The following is an 18725-nucleotide window of genomic DNA, read 5'->3' as shown; positions in this document are numbered from 1 at the left end:
GTCCCCTGCGCGACGGGCCACCACGGCCCGGGGTGCGCCGTGGACTCACCAGAGCAGAGCCGGCACGAACCTCTCCCGGTCCGTGAGCGAACCGTGCTGCCCCACCATGTTCATGGGCCGGGTTCCCTGACGGGACACGTCGTAGAGGGCGAGCTCCTCCCGCCCCAGGACCCACACGTCCCCCGCGCGGGCCAGCAGATCCGGATCCGGATCCGCCCCGAAGTACTCCCCGCGTGCCAGGTCCTGCCGCGTGGCGGTCCACACGGCGTCCCCGAAGTGCTCCTGCCAGCGCCGGGCCACGACCCGGGGGTCCTCGTCCGGGACGAGGTGCAGCTGCACGGCGCGGGGCTCGCCGGCGGTGTGCCGGATCCCGCGCATCAGACCGGGGTGTGCGCTGACGTCCACCCGATGCTCCGGGGCCACGTCCACCATGCCGTGATCGGCGGTCAGCAGCACACGGGTGTTGGCCGGCAGCCTGGTGACGAGCCGTCGCAGCGCGGAGTCGAGGTCCTCGAGCGCGCGCAGCCAATCGTCCGAACGCCACCCCTGCCGGTGCCCGGTCTTGTCCAGCTCGTCCCAGTAGAAGTAGACGAGTCCCCTCCGACCCTCGCGCAGCTGCTCGAGGGTCCCTGCGGTGCGCGCGTGCACGCCGTGGGCGCCCACGAACCTGCCGCCCCGCAGCGCGGCCCGGGTCAGGGAGGAGGACTCGAAGCGCGGCGCGCTCACCGTGGCCGTGTCCACCTCCGCCGCGGCGCGCTCCAGCACCGTGGGCGCGGGCTGCCACGCCACCGGGTCCAGGTCCGCGGGCCAGTTGCCCAGCATGTTCACCACGCGGTCGCGCGCGGGTTCCAGGACGTCGTAGCCCAGCATCCCGTGTCGGCCGGGGGCCCGTCCGGTGCCCAGGCACGAGAGGGAGACGGACGTGGTGGAGGGGAACGCGGCGTCGAGCTCACCCAGGGACTGCGCGGCCCGAAGGGTGGGCGCGTACCCCGCCACCTCGCGCAGCAGCCGGGACCCCAGCCCGTCCACGAGGACCACCACGTAGCGCTGCGCGGACGGCAGGCTGAGCGCGTTGCGCTGCCCCGTGACCCCCACCGCGGCGGCGGCCGAGGACAGCACCTCCGCGATGCTGCGCGAACCGTAGCGCGGGGGTCCCGGGAGGTCGACGGGCGGTCCCGCCTCCCCGTCGCTCACGAGGTGCGCCCCGCGTCGCGGCCGTTGTGGCGGTGGCCGAAGCGCGAACGCGGAGGGCTCGGCTGCTCCGTGCGGGCGGGATTCTGACGGGGCGCCTGGGCGATCTGTGCGCCCGCGTCCGTGAGGGGGGCCACGTTGGCGCGTCGCAGGGTGCGTGCGAACTCGCGGGCGCCTTCCACCGCGTCCTGCCCGTCCGCCTCGGAACTGATGCGCATGACCACGTCCTCGCTCGCCGCGGTGCCGGTGTAGCCGTGGTCCGCCTGGCACTCGGGGTCCTCGCACATGGCCGGGTACAGCTCCAGCTGCTGGGTGCCGGTCCAGCTCACCGCGAGGTTCAGCTCCATGATGGGCGTGCCCGGCTGGTAGTTCTGCGGCTGGTGGTACGCGTAGCTGAGCGTCACGGAGCGGATCTGGGAGATCGGCACCGTCTCGGTGGACACGCGGGCCACGGTGTCCGCCCCGGTCTCGTCGTACTGCTCGTCGTCCACGTGGGTGATGTGCAGGACGTCCTCGGCGAGCACCAGAGCCGTGATGTGACGGTGCAGTTCCGTGTTGTTGAAGTGCGTTTCCAACTGCACGAGGTGGGACACCGGGTGCCGTCCGTCCAGGGAGTCCATGACCACGTCCGTGACGAGTTGCGGGTAGAACCCGGCCTTTTCGATGTCCTGAACCAGCCGGGAGCCATCGGGAGCTGAGAATGTCATGGCGCTATTGTGCTCCACTGCGCCCCGCGGGGCACACCACCCGGGAGCTCGCGCGGGTCACGGGGTCACCACGCAGGATACGGTGCCGTCCGCGAGCTCGGTGCACACGGGGGTGACGTCCGTGGCGGGGGCGGGCTCCTCGGTGGGTCCGGGGGAACTCACGGGTGAGCTCGTGGGCGGGGGTGGAGCCGTGGGAGCCGGCCGGTTCGTGCCCCCGTTCCCGCTCCACCCGGCGATCATGGGCCCGAGCCACACGTACCCGGCCACGAGCGCCAGCACGGCCAGCGTCAGCGCGAGCAGCCACCACGGCCACCGTGCGCGCCGATGGCGCGTGCTCCGTCCGGGTTCCGGTGCGACGGACCCCGACGCATCCCCGACCTCGTCCCGGTGGGCGGCCGCGGGCGTCGCCACCAGCGGGCCACCGGTCCCGCCCAGGGCGGCGGCCAGCACCGCGGTGGTGTCCCCCCGGCCCGCCGCCGGGGACGCGAACCCGGGGATCTCCGGGGCGGCCGAGGGGTCCAGCCGCTCGGTGCTGTCCTCGGGAGCGGATGGGCTCGCGGACGTGCCGGGATCGAGCGGTTCGGGCGCACCGCGGCGCTCCCCTGCCCGGTCGCCGCCCGCCGCACGGGGTGCCGCGCCGCCGAGGACGTCCCCTCCGACGACGCCGCCCGCCGGTCCCGCGCCCGCGTCGTCCCCGGGCGTCCCGCCGGTGGCGGGCGCGAACGGCCGCAGCAGGTCTCCCCCGCGCTGCGCCATGGCCGGGCTGCCGGGCCTGGCGATGGCCTGCCGGTGCACGGCGTGCCATGCGATGGGCGCGTCCGCGGTGCGTCCGGCGCGGGAGGGCAGCCGGGCGGCGTCGGCCACCGGGGACAGTTCGCGCTCGGTCGTGGGCTCCAGGACGTCGAAGACCTCGAACGGCTCACCGTCCGCCGTCTCGCACTGCCGGCCCGCGCGGGCCGGCGCGGTGGCCATGAGATCCGTGAGCAGGCGGTCCGCGGCCGCCGTGCGCGCGGCGGGGTCCGCGCTGAGCAGCCCCGCGGCCCCCGCCCGCAGCACCGGTGAGCCTTCGAACAGGCCCAGCCGCGTGACGTCCTCGGGACGCAGGGGGCCGTCGCTGAGGTCCGCCTCGGGCAGCACCATCCGCACGGCCGTGACCCCGGCGGCGTAGAGATCCATGGTGCGGGACGGACTGCCCGGGGCGTAGGCCTCGTCCGGGAGGTAGCCGGGGGTCCCCACCACCGTGCCGGTGTGGGTGAGGCGGGCGTCGGTGAGCCGGACCGCGATCCCGAAGTCAGCGAGCCGCGCGACGGGCAGAGCGGAACCGGTGGGCTCCAGCAGCACGTTCGCCGGTTTCACGTCCCGGTGCACCCAGCCCCGGGTGTGCACGAACCGCAGGGCGGACAGCAGCTGGCACACGAGCTCCTCGGCCACCCAGTCCGCCACCGCCCCGTTGTCCTGCAGCGCCGCCTCCAGCGTGCCGCCCGAGACGAGCTCCATGGCGATCGCCACGTGCTCGTCCTCCGCGGCCCACCCGTAGGGGGCCACCACGTGGGGGTGCTCCAGGTTCACGGACTGCTCCCGCACGAAGCGCAGCAGGTCCGCGGAGTCGCGCTGGCGCAGCACCTTCGCGGCGCACTCGCGCCCCAGGCGCAGGTCCTGGGCGCGCCACACCGCGCCGCTGCCGCCCTCGGCGATGGGCGTCAGCAGCTCGAAGCGACCGGCGATCGTGTCCCGCACTCGGTGGGTGCCCTAGCCCAGCATCGCGCGGCGGGCGCTGTCCGTACGCTGTCCCGGATCCCCGATCTTCACCGTGGCGGAGAGCACGGTGAGCACGGAGCCGGACAGCACCACCGGGTTCAGCTCCAGGAAGGCGACCTGCGGGAACCGGTCCTTGAGGTAGGCCACGCGGTTCACGAGCTGCTCGAGCGCCGTGGTGTCCACCGGCGGCACGCCCTGGTAGCCGAAGAGCTTGCGGGCGGCCTTGGGCGCGCGGACCATGCGGGTGATGTCCCGGTCGGTGAGCGGCGGCACGCGGTGGGCCCAGTCGTCCAGGAGGTGCACGGCGTCGCCGGCCATCCCGAACGAGAGCACCGGTCCGATCAGGGGGTCCTCCGCGGCGCGCAGCACCACGGTCTGGCCAGTGGGCGCCATGGACTGCACCTCGAAGTCCGTGACGTTCCACCCGGCCAGGGTCCGCCGCATGGTCTCGATCGCCGTGCGCAGCTGGTCCGCGTCCGCGATGTTGAGCACCACACCGCCCAGGTCCAGGCGGTGGCGCAGGAAGGGGTCGGTGGTCTTCAGCGCCACCGGGTAGCCGAGCCGCTGCGCCGCGGCGGGGCCGTCCTCGGGATCGTTGAAGCGCACCGATTCCAGCACGCGGATGCCCGCGTGGCCCAGCAGCTCGTTGCGCTCCGGCGTGCTCAGCTCGTACAGGGTGTCCCCGCTGACCTTGTCCCGTTGCCGCTCCAGGAACTTCTCCACGCCGTCGAAGTCGAAGTCCTCGGGATCCGTGACCACGCCCTGCTCCTGCGAGCGCCACGTGGTGTAGTCGATGACCTGGGCGAGCGCGTGCATCGCGGTGCCCGGGGAGTCGAAGCACGGCAGGGCGGCGTCGCCGGCGGTGTGGACGGAGGCGGTGACGCCGTCCGGTCCGTACTGGCCGGTGAACACCGCCACGGTGGTGCGCTGCGCATCGTGGGCGGCCCGGGCGACGTCCGCCACGAGGGCCTCCCGGTCCAGCCCGGGCACCGGCATCAGCACGAGCACCACGCTGCTCGCCTCCTCGGTGGCGAGCTGCGCGCGGACGGCGGCCAGGACGGCGTCGTGGGCGGCGCGGGGACCCCGGGTGGTGTCCACCGAGCCGTCGACGGCGGCGGGTTCGAGGTCCAGGCGCAGGGCCGTGTCCTCGGTGAGCTGGGCGAGCGCGAGCGCGTTGGAGACCACGGCGACGCGGCGGGAGCCCGGCAGGGGCTGGCTCTCGGTGATCGCGGCGACGTCCAGCAGCTGCTCGGCGGTGCTCGCCCGGATCACGCCCGCCTGGCGGAACATCGAGTCCAGGGCACCGGCGGGCGCCTGGGTGACGCGCCCGGTGTGGCCCGGCGGCAGGCGCAGCCCGGTGACCTCGGACTTGGCCACGATCACGGGCTTGCTCAGGGACAGCCGGCGGGCGATCCGCGAGAACTTGCGGGGGTTGCCCACGGACTGCAGGTAGAGCCCGCACACCGTGGTTTCGGGGTCGTCCTCCCAGTGCTGCATGAGGTCGTTGCCGGAGACGTCCGCGCGGTTGCCCGCCGAGAGGTAGCTGGAGAGCCCCACGCCGTGGCGCAACGCCGCACCGTAGAGCATGGTGCCCACCGCGCCGGACTGGGAGAACAGGCCCAGCCCGCCGCGCCGCGGCAACTCGGGCAGCACCGAGGCGTTCAGCGAGACCTGGGGGTCGGTGTTGATAAGCCCCAGGCTGGCCGGGCCCACCACGCGCATCCCCGCCGCGCGTGCGATCCGCACGAGCCGGCGCTGGGCCGTGGCGCCCTCCAGGCCGTCCTCCGCGTAGCCGCCGGTCATGACGACGACGGCGCGCACGCCGGCCCGGCCGCAGTCCGTCACCGTGTTCTCCACGGCCTCCCGGGGCACGGCGATCACGGCGAGGTCCACGGGATCCGCGATCTCCGACAGGGACGCGACGAACGTGAGGCCCTCCCGCTCGTACGGCGAGTGCCCCACCCCGTAGAGCGTGCCGGTGAAGCCGCCGTTCAGGATCCCCTCCACGGCGTGGTGGCCGGCGTGGTCCTGGTGGGCGGAGGCCCCGACCACGGCGATGGTCGAGGGCGTGAGCAGGTCCTTGACCGAGCGCGCCTCCGCGCGGTGCTCGCGCGCGGCCATCACGGCCAGGGACTTCTCGGTGGGGTCGATGTCGAAGTCCACCACCACCACCCCGTCCTCGAACTGGCGGGAGACGTCGTAGCCGGCCTCCACGAACACGTGGAGCATCTTGCGGTTCTCGGGCAGCACCTCCGCGGTGAAGCGGTCGATGCCGTTCTCGCGCGCCGCGGCCGCGAGGTGCTCCAGCAGGATGGAGCCGATGCCCCGGCCCTGGTGGTGGTCCGAGATCATGAACGCGACCTCGGCCGCCCGCGGGGAGGTGCGGTCGTAGCGGCCCACACCGATCAGCTTCTCGCCCAGCATCAGCACGAAGCACACGCGGTCCGTGTGGTCCACCGTGGTGAAGCGCTCCAGCTCCCGCTGGGAGAGCTTGGGCTTGTAGGAGAAGAACCGCAGGTAGATGCTGTCCTGCGACTGGGACGAGTGGAAGTCCTGCAGCAGCTGCTGGTCCTGCGGGCTGATGGGACGCAGGTGGGCCGTGGCGCCGTCGCGCAGGATCACGTCCGCCTCCCAGTACTCGGGGTAGGCCTGCTGCTGCGGAGCGTCGTCGTGGGAACCCATAGACTTCAGGGTAGCCAACCGCCTGCTCCGGTCCCAGGATCACGCCCCGATTTCAAGGAGTTACCTCTCGATGGCTCGTCGCCGCTCCACCACCCGTTCCCCCCAGGACGACCTGCCCGCGGACTTCGTCGAGCACATCGTGGACGTGGACGTCACCCAGGAGATGGAGACCAGCTTCCTGGAGTACTCCTACTCCGTGATCTACTCCCGCGCACTGCCGGACGCCCGGGACGGCCTGAAACCCGTGCAGCGGCGGATCCTGTTCATGATGGACCAGATGGGGCTGCGCCCGGACCGCGGCCACGTCAAGAGCGCCCGTGTGGTGGGCGAGGTGATGGGCAAGCTGCACCCCCACGGTGACGCGGCCATCTACGACGCCATGGTCCGCATGGCCCAGTCCTTCGCGATGCGCGTGCCCCTGGTGGACGGTCACGGTAACTTCGGCTCGCTCGACGACGGCCCGGCCGCCCCGCGCTACACCGAGGCCCGCATGGCCCCCGCCGCTCGGACGCTCACCGGGGACCTCGACGAGGACGTCGTGGACTTCGTCCCGAACTACGACAACCAGTTCCAGCAGCCCGCCGTCCTGCCGGCTGCCTACCCGAACCTGCTGGTCAACGGCGCCACGGGGATCGCGGTGGGCATGGCCACGAACATGGCCCCGCACAACATGCGGGAGGTCGCCGCCGGGGCCCGTCACCTGGTGCTGAACCCCGAGGCCACGCTCGAGGAGCTCATGAAGTTCATCCCCGGCCCGGACCTGCCCTCGGGCGGGCGGATCGTGGGTCTGGAGGGCATCCGGGACGCCTACCGCACCGGGCGCGGCTCCTTCCGCACCCGCGCCACCGTGTCCGTGGAGCAGGTCTCCCCCCGCAAGCAGGGCATCGTGGTCACCGAGCTGCCCTACATGGTGGGACCGGAGAAGGTCACCGAGAAGATCAAGGACGCCGTCCAGGCCAAGAAGCTCACGGGCATCTCGGACGTGGTGGACCTCACGGACCGCACCAACGGACTGCGCCTGGTCATCGAGATCAAGAACGGCTTCAACCCCCAGGCCGTGCTCGCCCAGCTGCACAAGCACACGCCCCTGGAGGAGTCCTTCGGGATCAACAACGTGGCGCTCGTGGCCGGCCAGCCCCGCACCATGGGACTGCTGGAGCTGCTGCGGGTCTACACGGACCACCGGATCGCCGTGGTGCGCCGGCGCACCGCGTTCCGCCTGGCCAAGCGGCAGGACCGGCTGCACCTCGTGGAGGGTCTGCTGGTCGCGATCGTGGACATCGACGAGGTCATCCAGATCATCCGCGGCTCCGAGGAGACCGCCGAGGCCCGCGACCGGCTGATCGCCGTCTTCGACCTCTCCCGCGCCCAGGCCGAGCACATCCTGGAGCTGCGGCTGCGCCAGCTCACCAAGTTCTCACGCATCGAGCTCGAGGCCGAGCGCGACCGGCTGCAGGAGGAGATCGCCGAGCTCGAGGCGATCCTGGGCTCGGAGACCACGCTGCGCGGCGTCGTCGCCGACGAGCTGTCGGAGACCGCGGAGAAGTTCGGGGACGAGCGCCGCACCGTGCTGCTCGAGGCCGAGGACCTGCCCGCGGTGACCGCCGCGCAGACCGGCGGGAAGAAAGCCGCCACGTCCGTGGCGCTGGAGATCAGCGACGACCCGTGCTGGGTGTTCCTCTCCACCACCGGCCGGATCGCCCGCAGCGCCACGCGCGCTCCCCTGGCGGACGCCTCGCGGCGCTTCAAGCACGACGCGCTCACCAGCGTGGTCCCGGCCACGGCGCGCGGGGAGATCGCGGCCGTCACCTCCACCGGGCGGATGCTGCGCGTCTCGTGCGTGGACATCCCCGTGCTGCAGGACTTCGACGGCGTGCCCCGCCTCGCGGACGGGGTGCCCGCCGCGGACTTCCTCGGGCTGGAGAAGAAGGAGGCGCTCGTGGGTCTGGCGCCCCTGAACGAGGTCGTGGCCATTGGCACCGCGGCCGGTGTGGTCAAGCGCGTGAACCCCGACTACCCGCTGAACCTGGACCAGTGGCCCGCGATCAAGCTCAGGGACGGCGACCGCGTGGTGGGTGTGGGTGCCGCACCGGACGCCGCGGAGCTCGTGCTGGTGTCCTCGGACGCGAAGCTGCTGCGCTTCCCCGCCTCAATGGTGCGCCCCCAGGGCCGGACCGGGGGCGGCGTGGCCGGGATGAAGCTCGCCGAGGGCGAGCGCGTGGTCTTCGCGGGCGCCGTCATCCCGCAGGAGTCCACCGTGGTGGTCACGCAGGCCCGCAGCGACGGTCAGCTGCCGGAGATGGGCGAGGCCTCCGTCAAGGTCACCCCGCTCGAGGAGTTCCCGGCGAAGGGCCGCGCGACCGCCGGGGTGCGGGCGCATCGGCTGCTCTCGGGCGAGGACGGGCTCACCCTCGCGTGGGTGGGCCACGGCCCGGCCAAGGCGGTCTCCGCCGCCGGGGTCGCCCGCTCCCTGCCCACCGAGCACGGCCGCCGGGACGGATCCGGAGTGGGCATCGACCGCGCCGTGGCGGCCGTGGGTCCCGCGCTCACGGGACTTCCCGTGGAGGTGCCCGCCGCCGGGCACGCTTCCGGGGAGGATGCGGGCACCGCCTCGGCGGACGGCTGAGTCTCCGCCGTCCGGCGCCGCGGGCCCGATGCTCCCTCCCGATGGTGAGGTGCGTCCCCCCGGGATCACGCCGGGACGCGGCCCCCGCGGGCGGGGCTCCTCTGGGCGGGGTTCCTCGGCGGCACGCCGGACGACGTCGCCGGCGCCGGGACGAGACGGACAGCCACCTGGTTGCCGACGCGACCTGGCGACGTCGCGCTCCCCCGCCGCGCTGACGCAACCGATCGTCGCCCCCGCGGCGGGCGGCCCGTCAGGCGTCGATCTGCTCCTGGTTCAGGTGCGAGGCGCCCGCGACGATGAAGTCCTTGCGCGGGGCCACCTGCGAGCCCATGAGCAGCGAGAACGCGCGCTCGGCAGCCTCCGCGTCCGCGACCCGCACCCGGCGCAGCACGCGGTGGCGGATGTCCATGGTGGTCTCCGCGAGCTGGTCGGCATCCATCTCGCCCAGACCCTTGTAGCGCTGGATGGGCTCCTTGTAGCGCCGGCCCTGCTCCTCCAGGCTCCCGAGCAGCGTGTCGAGCTCGCGCTCCGAGTAGGTGTAGACCATCTCGTTGGCCTTGGACCCGGGGTTGACGATCTGCACGCGGTGCAGCGGCGGCACCGCGGCGTAGACCCGCCCGGCTTCCACCAGCGGGCGCATGTAGCGGTAGAACAGCGTGAGCAGCAGGGTGCGGATGTGGGCGCCGTCCACGTCCGCGTCCGTCATCATGATGACCTTGCCGTAGCGGGCGGCGTCGATGTCGAAGCTGCGCCCGGAACCGGCACCGATCACCTGGATCAGGGCGGCGCACTCGGCATTGGCGAGCATGTCCGTGATGGATGCCTTCTGCACGTTGAGGATCTTGCCGCGGATGGGCAGCAGCGCCTGGTGGTTGGAGTTCCGGGCCAGCCGGGCCGTGCCCAGCGCAGAGTCCCCCTCCACGATGAACAGCTCGGAGCGGGCCACGTCCGCGGAGCGGCACTCCACGAGCTTGGTGGGCATGGACGAGGTCTCCAGTGCGTTCTTGCGCCGCTGGGTCTCCTTGTGCACCCGTGCGGAGATGCGGGACTTCATCTCCGCCACGACCTTCTCGAGCAGCTGAGCGGCCTGCGCCTTGTCGTCGCGCTTCGTGGCGGTCAGCTGCTTCGTGAGCTCGCCCTCCACCACCTTTGCCACGATCTGGCGCACCGCGGGGGTGCCCAGCACCTCCTTGGTCTGGCCCTCGAACTGGGGCTCCGCCAGGCGCACGGTCAGCACGGCCGTGAGTCCGGCGAGCACGTCGTCCTTCTCGAGCTTGTCGTTGCCCGCCTTGAGCCTGCGGGAGTTCGCGTCCACCTGCTTGCGCAGGGTCTTGAGCAGGGCGTTCTCGAAGCCGCTCAGGTGCGTGCCGCCCTTGGGTGTAGCGATGATGTTCACGAACGAGCGCACGGTCGTGTCGTAGCCCACGCCCCAGCGCATGGCCACGTCCACCTCGCACGTGCGCTCCACGTCCTGCAGCTGGGCGTGACCGGAGCCGTCCAGCACGGGCACGCGCTCGGTGAACGAGCCCTGACCCTGCAGCCGCCACACGTCCGTGACCGGGGCGTCCACGGCGAGGAACTCGGCGAACTCGGAGATCCCGCCGTCGTACTGGAAGACCTCCTCCACCGGGCCGTCCGCGCCCGGGGTGCCCGGCAGCCGTCGCTCGTCCGTGACGGTGATACGCAAACCGGGGATCAGGAACGCGGTCTGGCGCGCACGGCGCACCAGCTCCTCCGTGGAGAACCTGGCGTCCGGGGTGAAGATCTGGTCGTCCGCCCAGTAGCGGATCCGGGTTCCGGTGACGCCGCGCTTGGCCCTGCCCACCACCCTCAGGTGGGAGTCCGTGGTGAACGGCTCGAACGGCGCACTCGGGGACGGTGCGCCCTTGTCCGCGAACGTTCCCGGCTCACCGCGCTTGAAGGACATCTGGTAGGTCTTCCCGCCGCGGTCCACCTGGACGTCCAGGCGCGCGGACAGCGCGTTGACCACCGAGGCCCCCACGCCGTGCAGCCCGCCCGAGGCGGAGTACGAGCCCCCGCCGAACTTGCCACCCGCGTGCAGCTTGGTGAACACCACCTCCACGCCGGTCAGACCGGTGCGGGGTTCGGTGTCGATGGGGATGCCGCGGCCGTCGTCGTGGACCTCCACGGAACCGTCCCTGTGCAGGAACAGTGCGATGTCCTGGCCGTAGCCCGCCAGGGCCTCGTCCACGGAGTTGTCGATGATCTCCCACAGGCAGTGCATCAGACCGCGGGAGTCCGTGGAGCCGATGTACATGCCCGGGCGCTTGCGCACCGCTTCCAGACCCTCCAGGACGGAGAGGTGGCGGGCGTTGTATTCGGATCGGGACGGTGTCACGGTGGAGCTTCTCCAGGAGGTCGGTGTGCCGCGGGGGCGACTGGGGACCTCATCACTCTAGACGGCCCGCCGCGGTTTGTGCGCGGTGGGCGAAACCGCCCCACCTCGGGAAGCATTGCCGGGTCGCGTGGGTTGTACTGATACGTGCGACTCGACGACGGACAGGTTCCGTGAGCGCACTGCGGCCGTGCACGATGGCGCGCCGCATTCCACACCTGTGAGGAGGATCCCATGAACGCGACACTCGAAGCGCGTGAACTCAACGCGACCCACCGCTGCGACGCCTGCGGTGCCCAGGCTTACGTGCGCGTGGTCCTCGAATCCACCGGCGGCGAGCTGCTGTTCTGCGCCCACCACGCCCGTGCCAACGAGGACAAGCTCCGTCCGATGGCGGCCACATGGCAGGACGAGACCCAGAAGATCGGCGCCTGAGACCACCGCTGACCGCCGAGCACCGGCGGTGAACGGCTCGCGGCCCGGGGATGATCCCCGGGCCGCGTCGCGTTCCCGGGACCTTGTCACCGCCGTGCCTGCAGGACTGCCGGGGTGCCTTCCACATCCGCAGCGGTCGGCTCCGCAATCGCCGCAGGCGTGGCCCGGATCCGAAGCGGTGCCGGGCGGATTCGCCGCGCTGTCGGCCGGATTCGCGGCGGTGCCGAGCGGACGTGGGCGGCCGCTCGGCACGAGGAAGGGCGCGCATCCCGTGGGATGCGCGCCCTTCCTCGTGGGCACCTCCTGCACCGCGTGCCCCGGCGACGGGTCTCAGGCCGCCGCGGTCCCCGTGCCCGAGTCGCGGGCGGCAGGGGGCTTGGTCCCCCACAGGATCACGTTGGTGCCGAGGTACTTGCTCTCGTACCCCACGTCCTGGAACCCGGCCTCGCGCATGAGGCGTGCCACTTCGGCGGGCGGGATGAATCCCAGCGTGGAGCTCTTGAGGTAGCCGTACGCGTCCCTGTCCTTCGCGACCAGCTGCCCCAGCAGGGGCAGCACCACGCTCATGCCCGCGGACACCGCGAGCTTCAGCAGCCCGCGCGGGGGTGCGGTCTCGAGCACCACCACCCGGCCACCGGGCTTGAGCACACGGAGCTGCTCGCTCAGCACGCGGGGCACGTCGCTCACGTTGCGCAGCAGGTAGCCGTGGGTCACCGCGTCGAAGGACTCGTCCGCGTAGCGCAGCTCGTGCGCGTCCGCGAACTCCCACGTGATGCCGTCCGCGCCCGGCTTGGTGCGGGCCTCCGCCAGCATGTTCTCGGAGAAGTCCACCCCCACGATCTCGGCGCGGGGTTCACGACGCCGCGCGGCGAGGGCGATCACGCCCGTTCCCGTGGCGATGTCCAGCAGCCGACCGCCCGGCGGCACCTGGGCCAGCCGGGCCACCTCGCGACACCACCGGGCGTGCCCGCCCAGGGTCATCAGGCCGTTGATGCGGTCGTAGGAGGCGTTGATGCGGTTGAAGATCCCCTGCACCTGGGAATCGCGGTCCGTCATCCTGTGCCCCTCGCCCGGTTCCCGGTCCTGCCGCCTGTGCTCGCTCATCAGTCCAGGTAGTCCCGCAGCACCTGGGAGCGGGACGGGTGACGCAGCTTGGACATGGTCTTGGACTCTATCTGGCGGATCCGCTCACGGGTCACGCCGTAGACCTTGCCGATCTCGTCCAGGGTCTTGGGCTGACCGTCCGTGAGACCGAAGCGCATGGCCACCACCCCGGCCTCCCGCTCGGACAGGGTGTCCAGCACGGAGTGCAGCTGCTCCTGCAGCAGCGTGAAGGACACGGCGTCCGCGGGGACCACGGCCTCGGAGTCCTCGATGAGGTCGCCGAACTCCGAGTCGCCGTCCTCACCCAGCGGGGTGTGGAGCGAAATCGGTTCGCGGCCGTACTTCTGGACCTCCACGACCTTCTCGGGGGTCATGTCCAGCTCGTTGGCCAGCTCCTCCGGAGTGGGTTCGCGGCCCAGGTCCTGCAGCATCTGGCGCTGCACGCGGGCCAGCTTGTTGATGACCTCCACCATGTGCACCGGGATGCGGATGGTGCGGGCCTGGTCCGCCATCGCACGGGTGATCGCCTGGCGGATCCACCACGTGGCGTACGTGGAGAACTTGAAGCCCTTGGTGTAGTCGAACTTCTCGACCGCGCGGATCAGCCCCAGGTTGCCCTCCTGGATCAGGTCCAGGAACAGCATGCCGCGCCCCGTGTACCGCTTGGCCAGGGACACCACCAGTCGCAGGTTCGCCTCCAGCAGGTGGTTCTTGGCGCGGCGTCCGTCGTGGATCACCCAGCGGTAGGCGCGGCGGGTCTCCGCGTCCATGGCATCGGCTTCCTCGGCGAACTTGTGCTCGGCGTAGAGGCCGGCCTCGATGCGCAGCGCCAGGTCCACCTCCTGCTCGGCGTTGAGCAGGGCGACCTTGCCGATCTGCTTGAGGTAGTCCTTGACGGGGTCCGCCGTGGCACCTGCCACGACCACCTGCTGGGCGGGGGCATCGTCGTCGTCGTTGTTGGTGAGGACGAAGCCGCGGGCGCTGCGGTCCTGGCGGCCCTTCATGAGCTGGGCGGATTCCTCGATGGAGGCCTGCTTGGACTCCCGGGTCTCCTCGTCCTCGGCGTCGTCCTGGGCGTCCTCGGGCACTACGTCGGCCTCGGCGAGCGCCTCGTCCACGGGATCCGTCTTCTTGCGACCGCGACCGGTCCCCGTGGCCTTGGGCGCCGCCTTGGCGGCGGTCCGGGCGGCGGGTTTGCGGGTTCCCGACGCCGCCGTGGTGTCCTCGCCGGAGGTGGCCGCAGCCGTTCTGGCGGCCGAGGCCTTGGTGGTGCTGGTGGTCTTGGACGCCGCGGTCTTCTTGGTGGCGGTGCGCTTGGGAGCCGCCGTCTTGCGGGCCGCGGTCTTCTTCGGGGCGTCCTTGCTGTTCTCGCTCGTCGAGTCGGCGTCGGCGCTCTCGGACGCGGTCGCCGCGGTGGTCGTGCTCCGCGCGGCGCTCGTCCCGGTGGTGGACTTCGCAGTGGTGGTCTTCGCGGCGGTGGTCTTCCTGGCCGCGGTGCTCTTGCGCGCCACCGTCTTCTTGGCGGCGGTGGTCTTCCGCGGGGACGCCTTGCCGGCAGCGCCACTCGTGCTAGCGCCGTCGGCACCGTTCTGGGAGGCGGTCTCGGCGGAGTCCTGCTCCGCAGCAGTGGCCTGAGAAGCGGACGCGGTCTTGCTGGCAGCTGGTGACACGGAGAACCTTTCGTTGGACAGATCTGCGGGTGCGTTCGCGCATTAGCGGTCAACACACCTATGACCCTGTCAAGTCCGGCCGCGGGGCGTGCCCTGCTGCCGGGACTCTGAGGGTCCTATCCGCACCAACCGCGGGTCACCCCGATTTGTTCCCGGCCGCCGGGAGGGGGATCCGGGGGCGCTGGCGCCGGCCGGGTCTCGTCAGGCCGGGCCCTGCCGGGACCACCAGTGCCGTCCCGGCCAGGCGGACCGCGGGTCCGCGCACCACCACGGCGCCGTGAGTGCGCTCATCCGGTGGGTGACGTCCCGAACCGCGCACCGCCCGGGCGCCGCCCCGCGGGAACGATCCCCGAGCCCGGACAGCAGGCGGGCCGCGGTGCGGGAGCGGCCGCGGTAGAACTCCAGGTGGGCCAGCGCCGCCACCACGGCGGGCAGCGGTTCCGTCCCCGGTGCCGCCGGGTGCTTCCGCGTGGTCCCGCCGGGGCACACCGGACGGGAGCACGCCGACGCGGCGGGGCTCCTGGCTGCGGGCCCCGCTTCCCCGGCCCACAGCAGCCCGTCCAGCACCTGGAGCACCCGGTACGCACTTTCGAGGCTCTCCCAGTGCGGCGGTCCGTCCCACTCCCCGGACACCGCGGCGAGGCACCGCAGGGCCTCGTGGAGAACCTCCTCGTCGGGTTCCGGCGGGGCCGCCACCTGGGCGGGGGTGCTGAGCCGGGCCGCGGCGGCATGCAGGCCGACGAGCGCGACGGCCGCCCGGTCGGGGCTGCCGGTGAGCCACGAGTAGAACAGCGCATCCCTGGTGGGGCCGTCCTCGAGCGCGGTGAGCAGCACGATCAGGTGGTCGTCGGAACACGCGAGGACGGCATCCACCCAGTCGCTCCGGCGGCGCGACACCTCGCACACCGTGCGGTGCCAGCACTCGAGACCCGCGCAGGCCTCGGCGAGCGCCGACCCGCCCGTGCCCCCCGCAGTGGTGGGCCCGAGCAGGCCGCCGTGGGCATGGCTCCCCGCGGTGGGACCGGACCCCGTGGTGCTCGCGTGCCGCCGCCAGGCCTCCCGCAGCCGCGCACCCCTGCGTTCGAGCCGCTGCTTGTGTCCGGGGGCGTCGCGCAGGGCCACGGGCTCCTCGGCGCTGCCCGCGGCCACCAGCTGGGCGTTGACGGCGCTGTCCCGGATGAGCCGAGCCGGCAGGGCCCGTTCCGGTTCCTCGCAGTCCCACCAGTGGGTGGGGCCCACGACCAGGATGCGCAGTGCGTCCAGCCCCAGCCCGTCGAGGATGCCCGCCCACCGCGCGGCGTGCACCTGGGACTCCACCGCACCGTGGTCCACTCCCGCCGAGTCCGAGTAGACGACCACCACCACCTCCCCGCGGTGACGGACGCGGCTGAGGACGTCCGTGAGCTCCTCGACCGCCGCGCGCCCGTCGGTGCTCGCACCGGGGGTGTCCATGCTGAGGCACAGGGCGCTGCCACCGGCCACGGGGAAGAACAGGACCGAGGTGTTCCGGGGCGTGTGCCCCACCTGGTGCGGGATCAGGGCCAGGAGGTCCTCGGTGTGACGGAGCAGGACGGTGTCCGCGGCATCGGGTGTGGTCGTCATGGCACCACGGTGCCGCGCGGCGCCACGAGCCGCTGCGGTGACGCCGGGCCCGGTGGACGACCGCGCCGTCGTGGTTCCGGAGGCGGAAGCGGTGCAGTGCGCTCGCCGTGCGTCGACCGGTTCACGCACCCGGCGCGCGGACCGGCCCGCTCGTGACCGCCGGATCCCGGCGGTCGCGAGCCGCGGTGTCCGGCGATGCGGCATCGCCCGCGCCACGGCCCGGCGGCTCCCGGACGGGCGGACAGGGTCGTCAGACCGCATCCGCTCCGTGCGCCCTGCGCACCTTGGCGGTGCACCGCAGGATGGCCACCGTGCCCGCCAGCGCCACGAGCCCCTGGGCGGCGATCGCGGGACGGAACGCATCGCCGTCGTATAGGGAGCGGGAGATGCCCGCGCCGTGCAGCAGGTCCAGCACGAGGCCGGTCACGTAGATGGCCAGCAGGGAGGCCGCGAAGCCGCCCACGTTGGCCAGGCCCGTGGCGGTGCCGCCGCGCTGGGGCGGGTTGAAGGCGCGCACGATGTCGAACGCGATCATCGATGCGGGCAGGGACAGCGCGATCATGCAGACCGCCACGTAGACGACCGCCGTGGGCGCGTGACCGGGCCAGATCAGCAGCACCGCCCAGCCGGACCAGCTCACGAAGCAGCACGCGAGCACGAGGCGGGAACGACGGCGTGCGAAGCGGGCACTGAGCCTGCCGATCAGCGGCGCGACCGCCACGTTGAAGACCACGTAGCACGTCATCACGGCGGAGGCCCGGGTGGGGTCCAGCCCCTGGGCGTTCTGCAGGTAGGGGTATGCCCACGTCAGTGCGAAGGTGTTGCCCACGAACTGCACGGTGAAGTGGACCCAGAACCCCAGCTGGGTGCCCGGCTCCCTCAGCGCCAGGCCCATGGACGTGCGGATGGAGGCGAGGGACAGGGAGTCACCGAGCACGCGCACCCCGGGCGGGTTGCTGCGCAGCAGGAGACCCGAGAGCAGCGCGGCCACCAGGGCGATCCCGGCCATGACCGCGAACGAGGGCACCCAACCCAGGGCGTGCAGCAGCGCGGCGAACGGGATCACGGAGAACAGCTGCCCCAGGTTCCCGGTCATGCCCACCACCTGCGAGAGCATGGGGACCTTCAGCGGGGAGAACCACACGGGCAGCAGACGCATGACGCACACGAACGTGGCCGCGTCCCCGGCGCCCACGAGGATGCGCCCCACCACGCCTTCGGCCACGGACTGGGCCGCGGCGAGCTGCAGCTGACCCGCGACCATCGCCACGGCGCCCACGGTGATGAGGATCCGGGGCCCGAACCGGTCCACCAGGACCCCCACGGGCACCTGCAGGAGGGCGTAGACCAGCACCTGCATCATGGAGAACAGGGAGAGTTCCGAGGCCGCCGTGTGGAAGCGGTCCGCCGCCTCCACCGTGGCCACCCCGAAGCTGGTCCGCTGCGCCACCGCGGAGAAGTAGGTGAACACCCCCACCGCGAGGATCAGCCACGCCGTGGGTGAGTCCTTGTACCGGGACGGCGGCGGCGTGGCTGCGACGGACATGCTGGAGGGGCCTCCCACGGGCTGAGGTGTCGACGCCCCGCGGGTCGGGTCCGCTACCGGGGGCCTAGTGCTGGTGGTCGTCCGGCTCGCTCCGGGCGGCGAGGAACGCCTCGGCCGCGGCGCCGAGGTCGTCGGCGTCGGGGAGATCGGCGTCGTCGGGCCCGGCGAGGATGGACCGGCGGGCGGACGCGTCCACCACGTCATCGTATCGCCGCTCCATGTTCTCGATCACGGCCTGGACCTCGGGCGAGGCGCTGGCCTGCTCGTCGATCTGGCGGATCACGTCCCGCGAGGCCTCGCGCAGCTCGTCCGTGGGCAGCGTGCGCCCCGTGACCGCGCTGAGGTACTCCAGCGCCGCCACGGCCGCCTGGGGCAGGTAGGACTCCGCGAGGTACTGGGGCACGTGCACGGACAGTCCCACGTGGTCGATCCCGCCCTCCTGCAGCCGCAGCTCCAGCAGGTGGGAGGCGGACGCGCTGACCTCGAACGTGGGCCGGGCGCCCTCGATGTGCGGCAGCAGGTCCGCGCGCGGGCCGTGCGCGGTGACCAGGACGGGGCGGGTGTGCGGGACCGGCATGGGGATGCCGCCCACGAGGGCCACCAGGCTGACCTGCAGCCGCTGCGCCAGACCCACCACCGCGGAGGCGAAGCGCTCCCACTGGGTGTCCGGCTCCGGGCCCGTCAGCAGCAGGAAGTGCCGGTCCAGCCCGTCCGTGACCACGCTGAGGTTCAGCTCGGGCGCCTCCCACTCCTCGAAGTGGTCCTCCGCGAACTTCACCCGGGGCCGCCGCGAGCGGTAGTCGTAGAGCTGGTCCAGGTCGAACCGCGCCACCGTCTCGCTCGGCATGGAGTCCAGGATCACCGCCTCGATCTGGCCCGCCAGGTGCCCGGCCTCCACGTATCCGGACAGTGCCACGATCATGGGCAGGCCACGCAGCCTGTCGTCACCCAGCAGAGCGGGGTTGCCCAGGTACAGGGCCGTGGGATCCAGCACTTCTCCTCCTCGGGAACGGGCCAGGGTGCGCGAGCAGCACGGGGGTGCGCACCG

Annotated in this window: 12 protein-coding genes; 2 read left to right on the top strand and 10 right to left on the bottom strand. The window is 72.5% G+C overall.

From position 1 onward, the window contains the following. Nucleotides 1-45: 45 nt before the first annotated feature. From C1C97_RS00910 to C1C97_RS00895, 4 genes are read right to left on the bottom strand one after another with little or no spacing between them, the layout of a single operon-like run. On the bottom strand, nucleotides 46-1194 hold the full coding sequence (locus C1C97_RS00910; protein WP_233542640.1) for an alkaline phosphatase family protein: 1149 nt from the start codon (nucleotides 1192-1194) through the stop codon (nucleotides 46-48). After that, a complete protein-coding gene (locus C1C97_RS00905) occupies nucleotides 1191-1898 on the bottom strand; it encodes a DUF5998 family protein (protein ID WP_121029690.1) in 708 nt (235 codons plus the stop codon). The genes C1C97_RS00910 and C1C97_RS00905 overlap by 4 nt, the downstream gene beginning before the upstream one ends. Nucleotides 1899-1955: 57 nt before the next feature. After that, complete coding sequence (locus C1C97_RS00900; RefSeq protein ID WP_121029688.1) at nucleotides 1956-3635, bottom strand: protein kinase domain-containing protein; 1680 nt, start codon at nucleotides 3633-3635, stop codon at nucleotides 1956-1958. 12 nt (nucleotides 3636-3647) lie between these two features. Next, on the bottom strand, nucleotides 3648-6338 hold the full coding sequence (locus tag C1C97_RS00895; RefSeq protein ID WP_121029686.1) for a bifunctional acetate--CoA ligase family protein/GNAT family N-acetyltransferase: 2691 nt from the start codon (nucleotides 6336-6338) through the stop codon (nucleotides 3648-3650). Nucleotides 6339-6408: 70 nt separating this feature from the next. On the opposite strand from C1C97_RS00895, the gene C1C97_RS00890 reads away from it, so the two are divergent. Beyond that, on the top strand, nucleotides 6409-8964 hold the full coding sequence (locus C1C97_RS00890; RefSeq protein WP_121029684.1) for a DNA gyrase/topoisomerase IV subunit A: 2556 nt from the start codon (nucleotides 6409-6411) through the stop codon (nucleotides 8962-8964). A gap of 250 nt (nucleotides 8965-9214) precedes the next feature. On the opposite strand, the gene C1C97_RS00885 is transcribed toward C1C97_RS00890, so the two are convergent. Next, nucleotides 9215-11323 carry a DNA gyrase/topoisomerase IV subunit B gene (locus C1C97_RS00885; protein ID WP_121029682.1) on the bottom strand — a complete coding sequence of 703 codons (2109 nt, stop codon included), beginning with the start codon at nucleotides 11321-11323 and terminating at the stop codon, nucleotides 9215-9217. 231 nt (nucleotides 11324-11554) lie between these two features. On the opposite strand from C1C97_RS00885, the gene C1C97_RS00880 reads away from it, so the two are divergent. Continuing rightward, nucleotides 11555-11755, top strand: coding sequence for a DUF7455 domain-containing protein (locus C1C97_RS00880; RefSeq protein ID WP_110919172.1), 201 nt, complete (start codon nucleotides 11555-11557; stop codon nucleotides 11753-11755). Nucleotides 11756-12085: 330 nt separating this feature from the next. Here C1C97_RS00880 and C1C97_RS00875 read toward each other — a convergent pair whose 3' ends face one another. The 5 genes from C1C97_RS00875 to C1C97_RS00855 form a co-directional block, all read right to left on the bottom strand. Further along, on the bottom strand, nucleotides 12086-12859 hold the full coding sequence (locus tag C1C97_RS00875) for a ubiquinone/menaquinone biosynthesis methyltransferase (protein WP_233542639.1): 774 nt from the start codon (nucleotides 12857-12859) through the stop codon (nucleotides 12086-12088). Continuing rightward, nucleotides 12859-14529: an RNA polymerase sigma factor gene (locus C1C97_RS00870; RefSeq protein WP_121029675.1), complete on the bottom strand. Its 1671-nt coding sequence runs from the start codon at nucleotides 14527-14529 to the stop codon at nucleotides 12859-12861. Before C1C97_RS00870 ends, C1C97_RS00875 begins: the two co-directional genes overlap by 1 nt. 201 nt (nucleotides 14530-14730) lie before the next feature. Next, nucleotides 14731-16131, bottom strand: coding sequence for a hypothetical protein (locus tag C1C97_RS00865; RefSeq protein ID WP_121029673.1), 1401 nt, complete (start codon nucleotides 16129-16131; stop codon nucleotides 14731-14733). Between the two features lie 250 nt (nucleotides 16132-16381). Continuing rightward, nucleotides 16382-17677, bottom strand: a complete 1296-nt coding sequence (locus C1C97_RS00860; RefSeq protein WP_121029671.1) for an MFS transporter — start codon at nucleotides 17675-17677, stop codon at nucleotides 16382-16384. Between the two features lie 64 nt (nucleotides 17678-17741). After that, nucleotides 17742-18671 carry a proteasome assembly chaperone family protein gene (locus tag C1C97_RS00855; protein WP_110919168.1) on the bottom strand — a complete coding sequence of 310 codons (930 nt, stop codon included), beginning with the start codon at nucleotides 18669-18671 and terminating at the stop codon, nucleotides 17742-17744. Nucleotides 18672-18725: the final 54 nt, after the last annotated feature.

Source organism: Kocuria tytonis, from assembly GCF_003226895.2.
GTDB classification, from domain to species: Bacteria; Actinomycetota; Actinomycetes; order Actinomycetales; family Micrococcaceae; genus Kocuria; species Kocuria tytonis.
The sequence above is the reverse complement of the archived record's forward strand: the minus strand, read 5'-3'. Positions and strand labels throughout refer to the sequence as shown.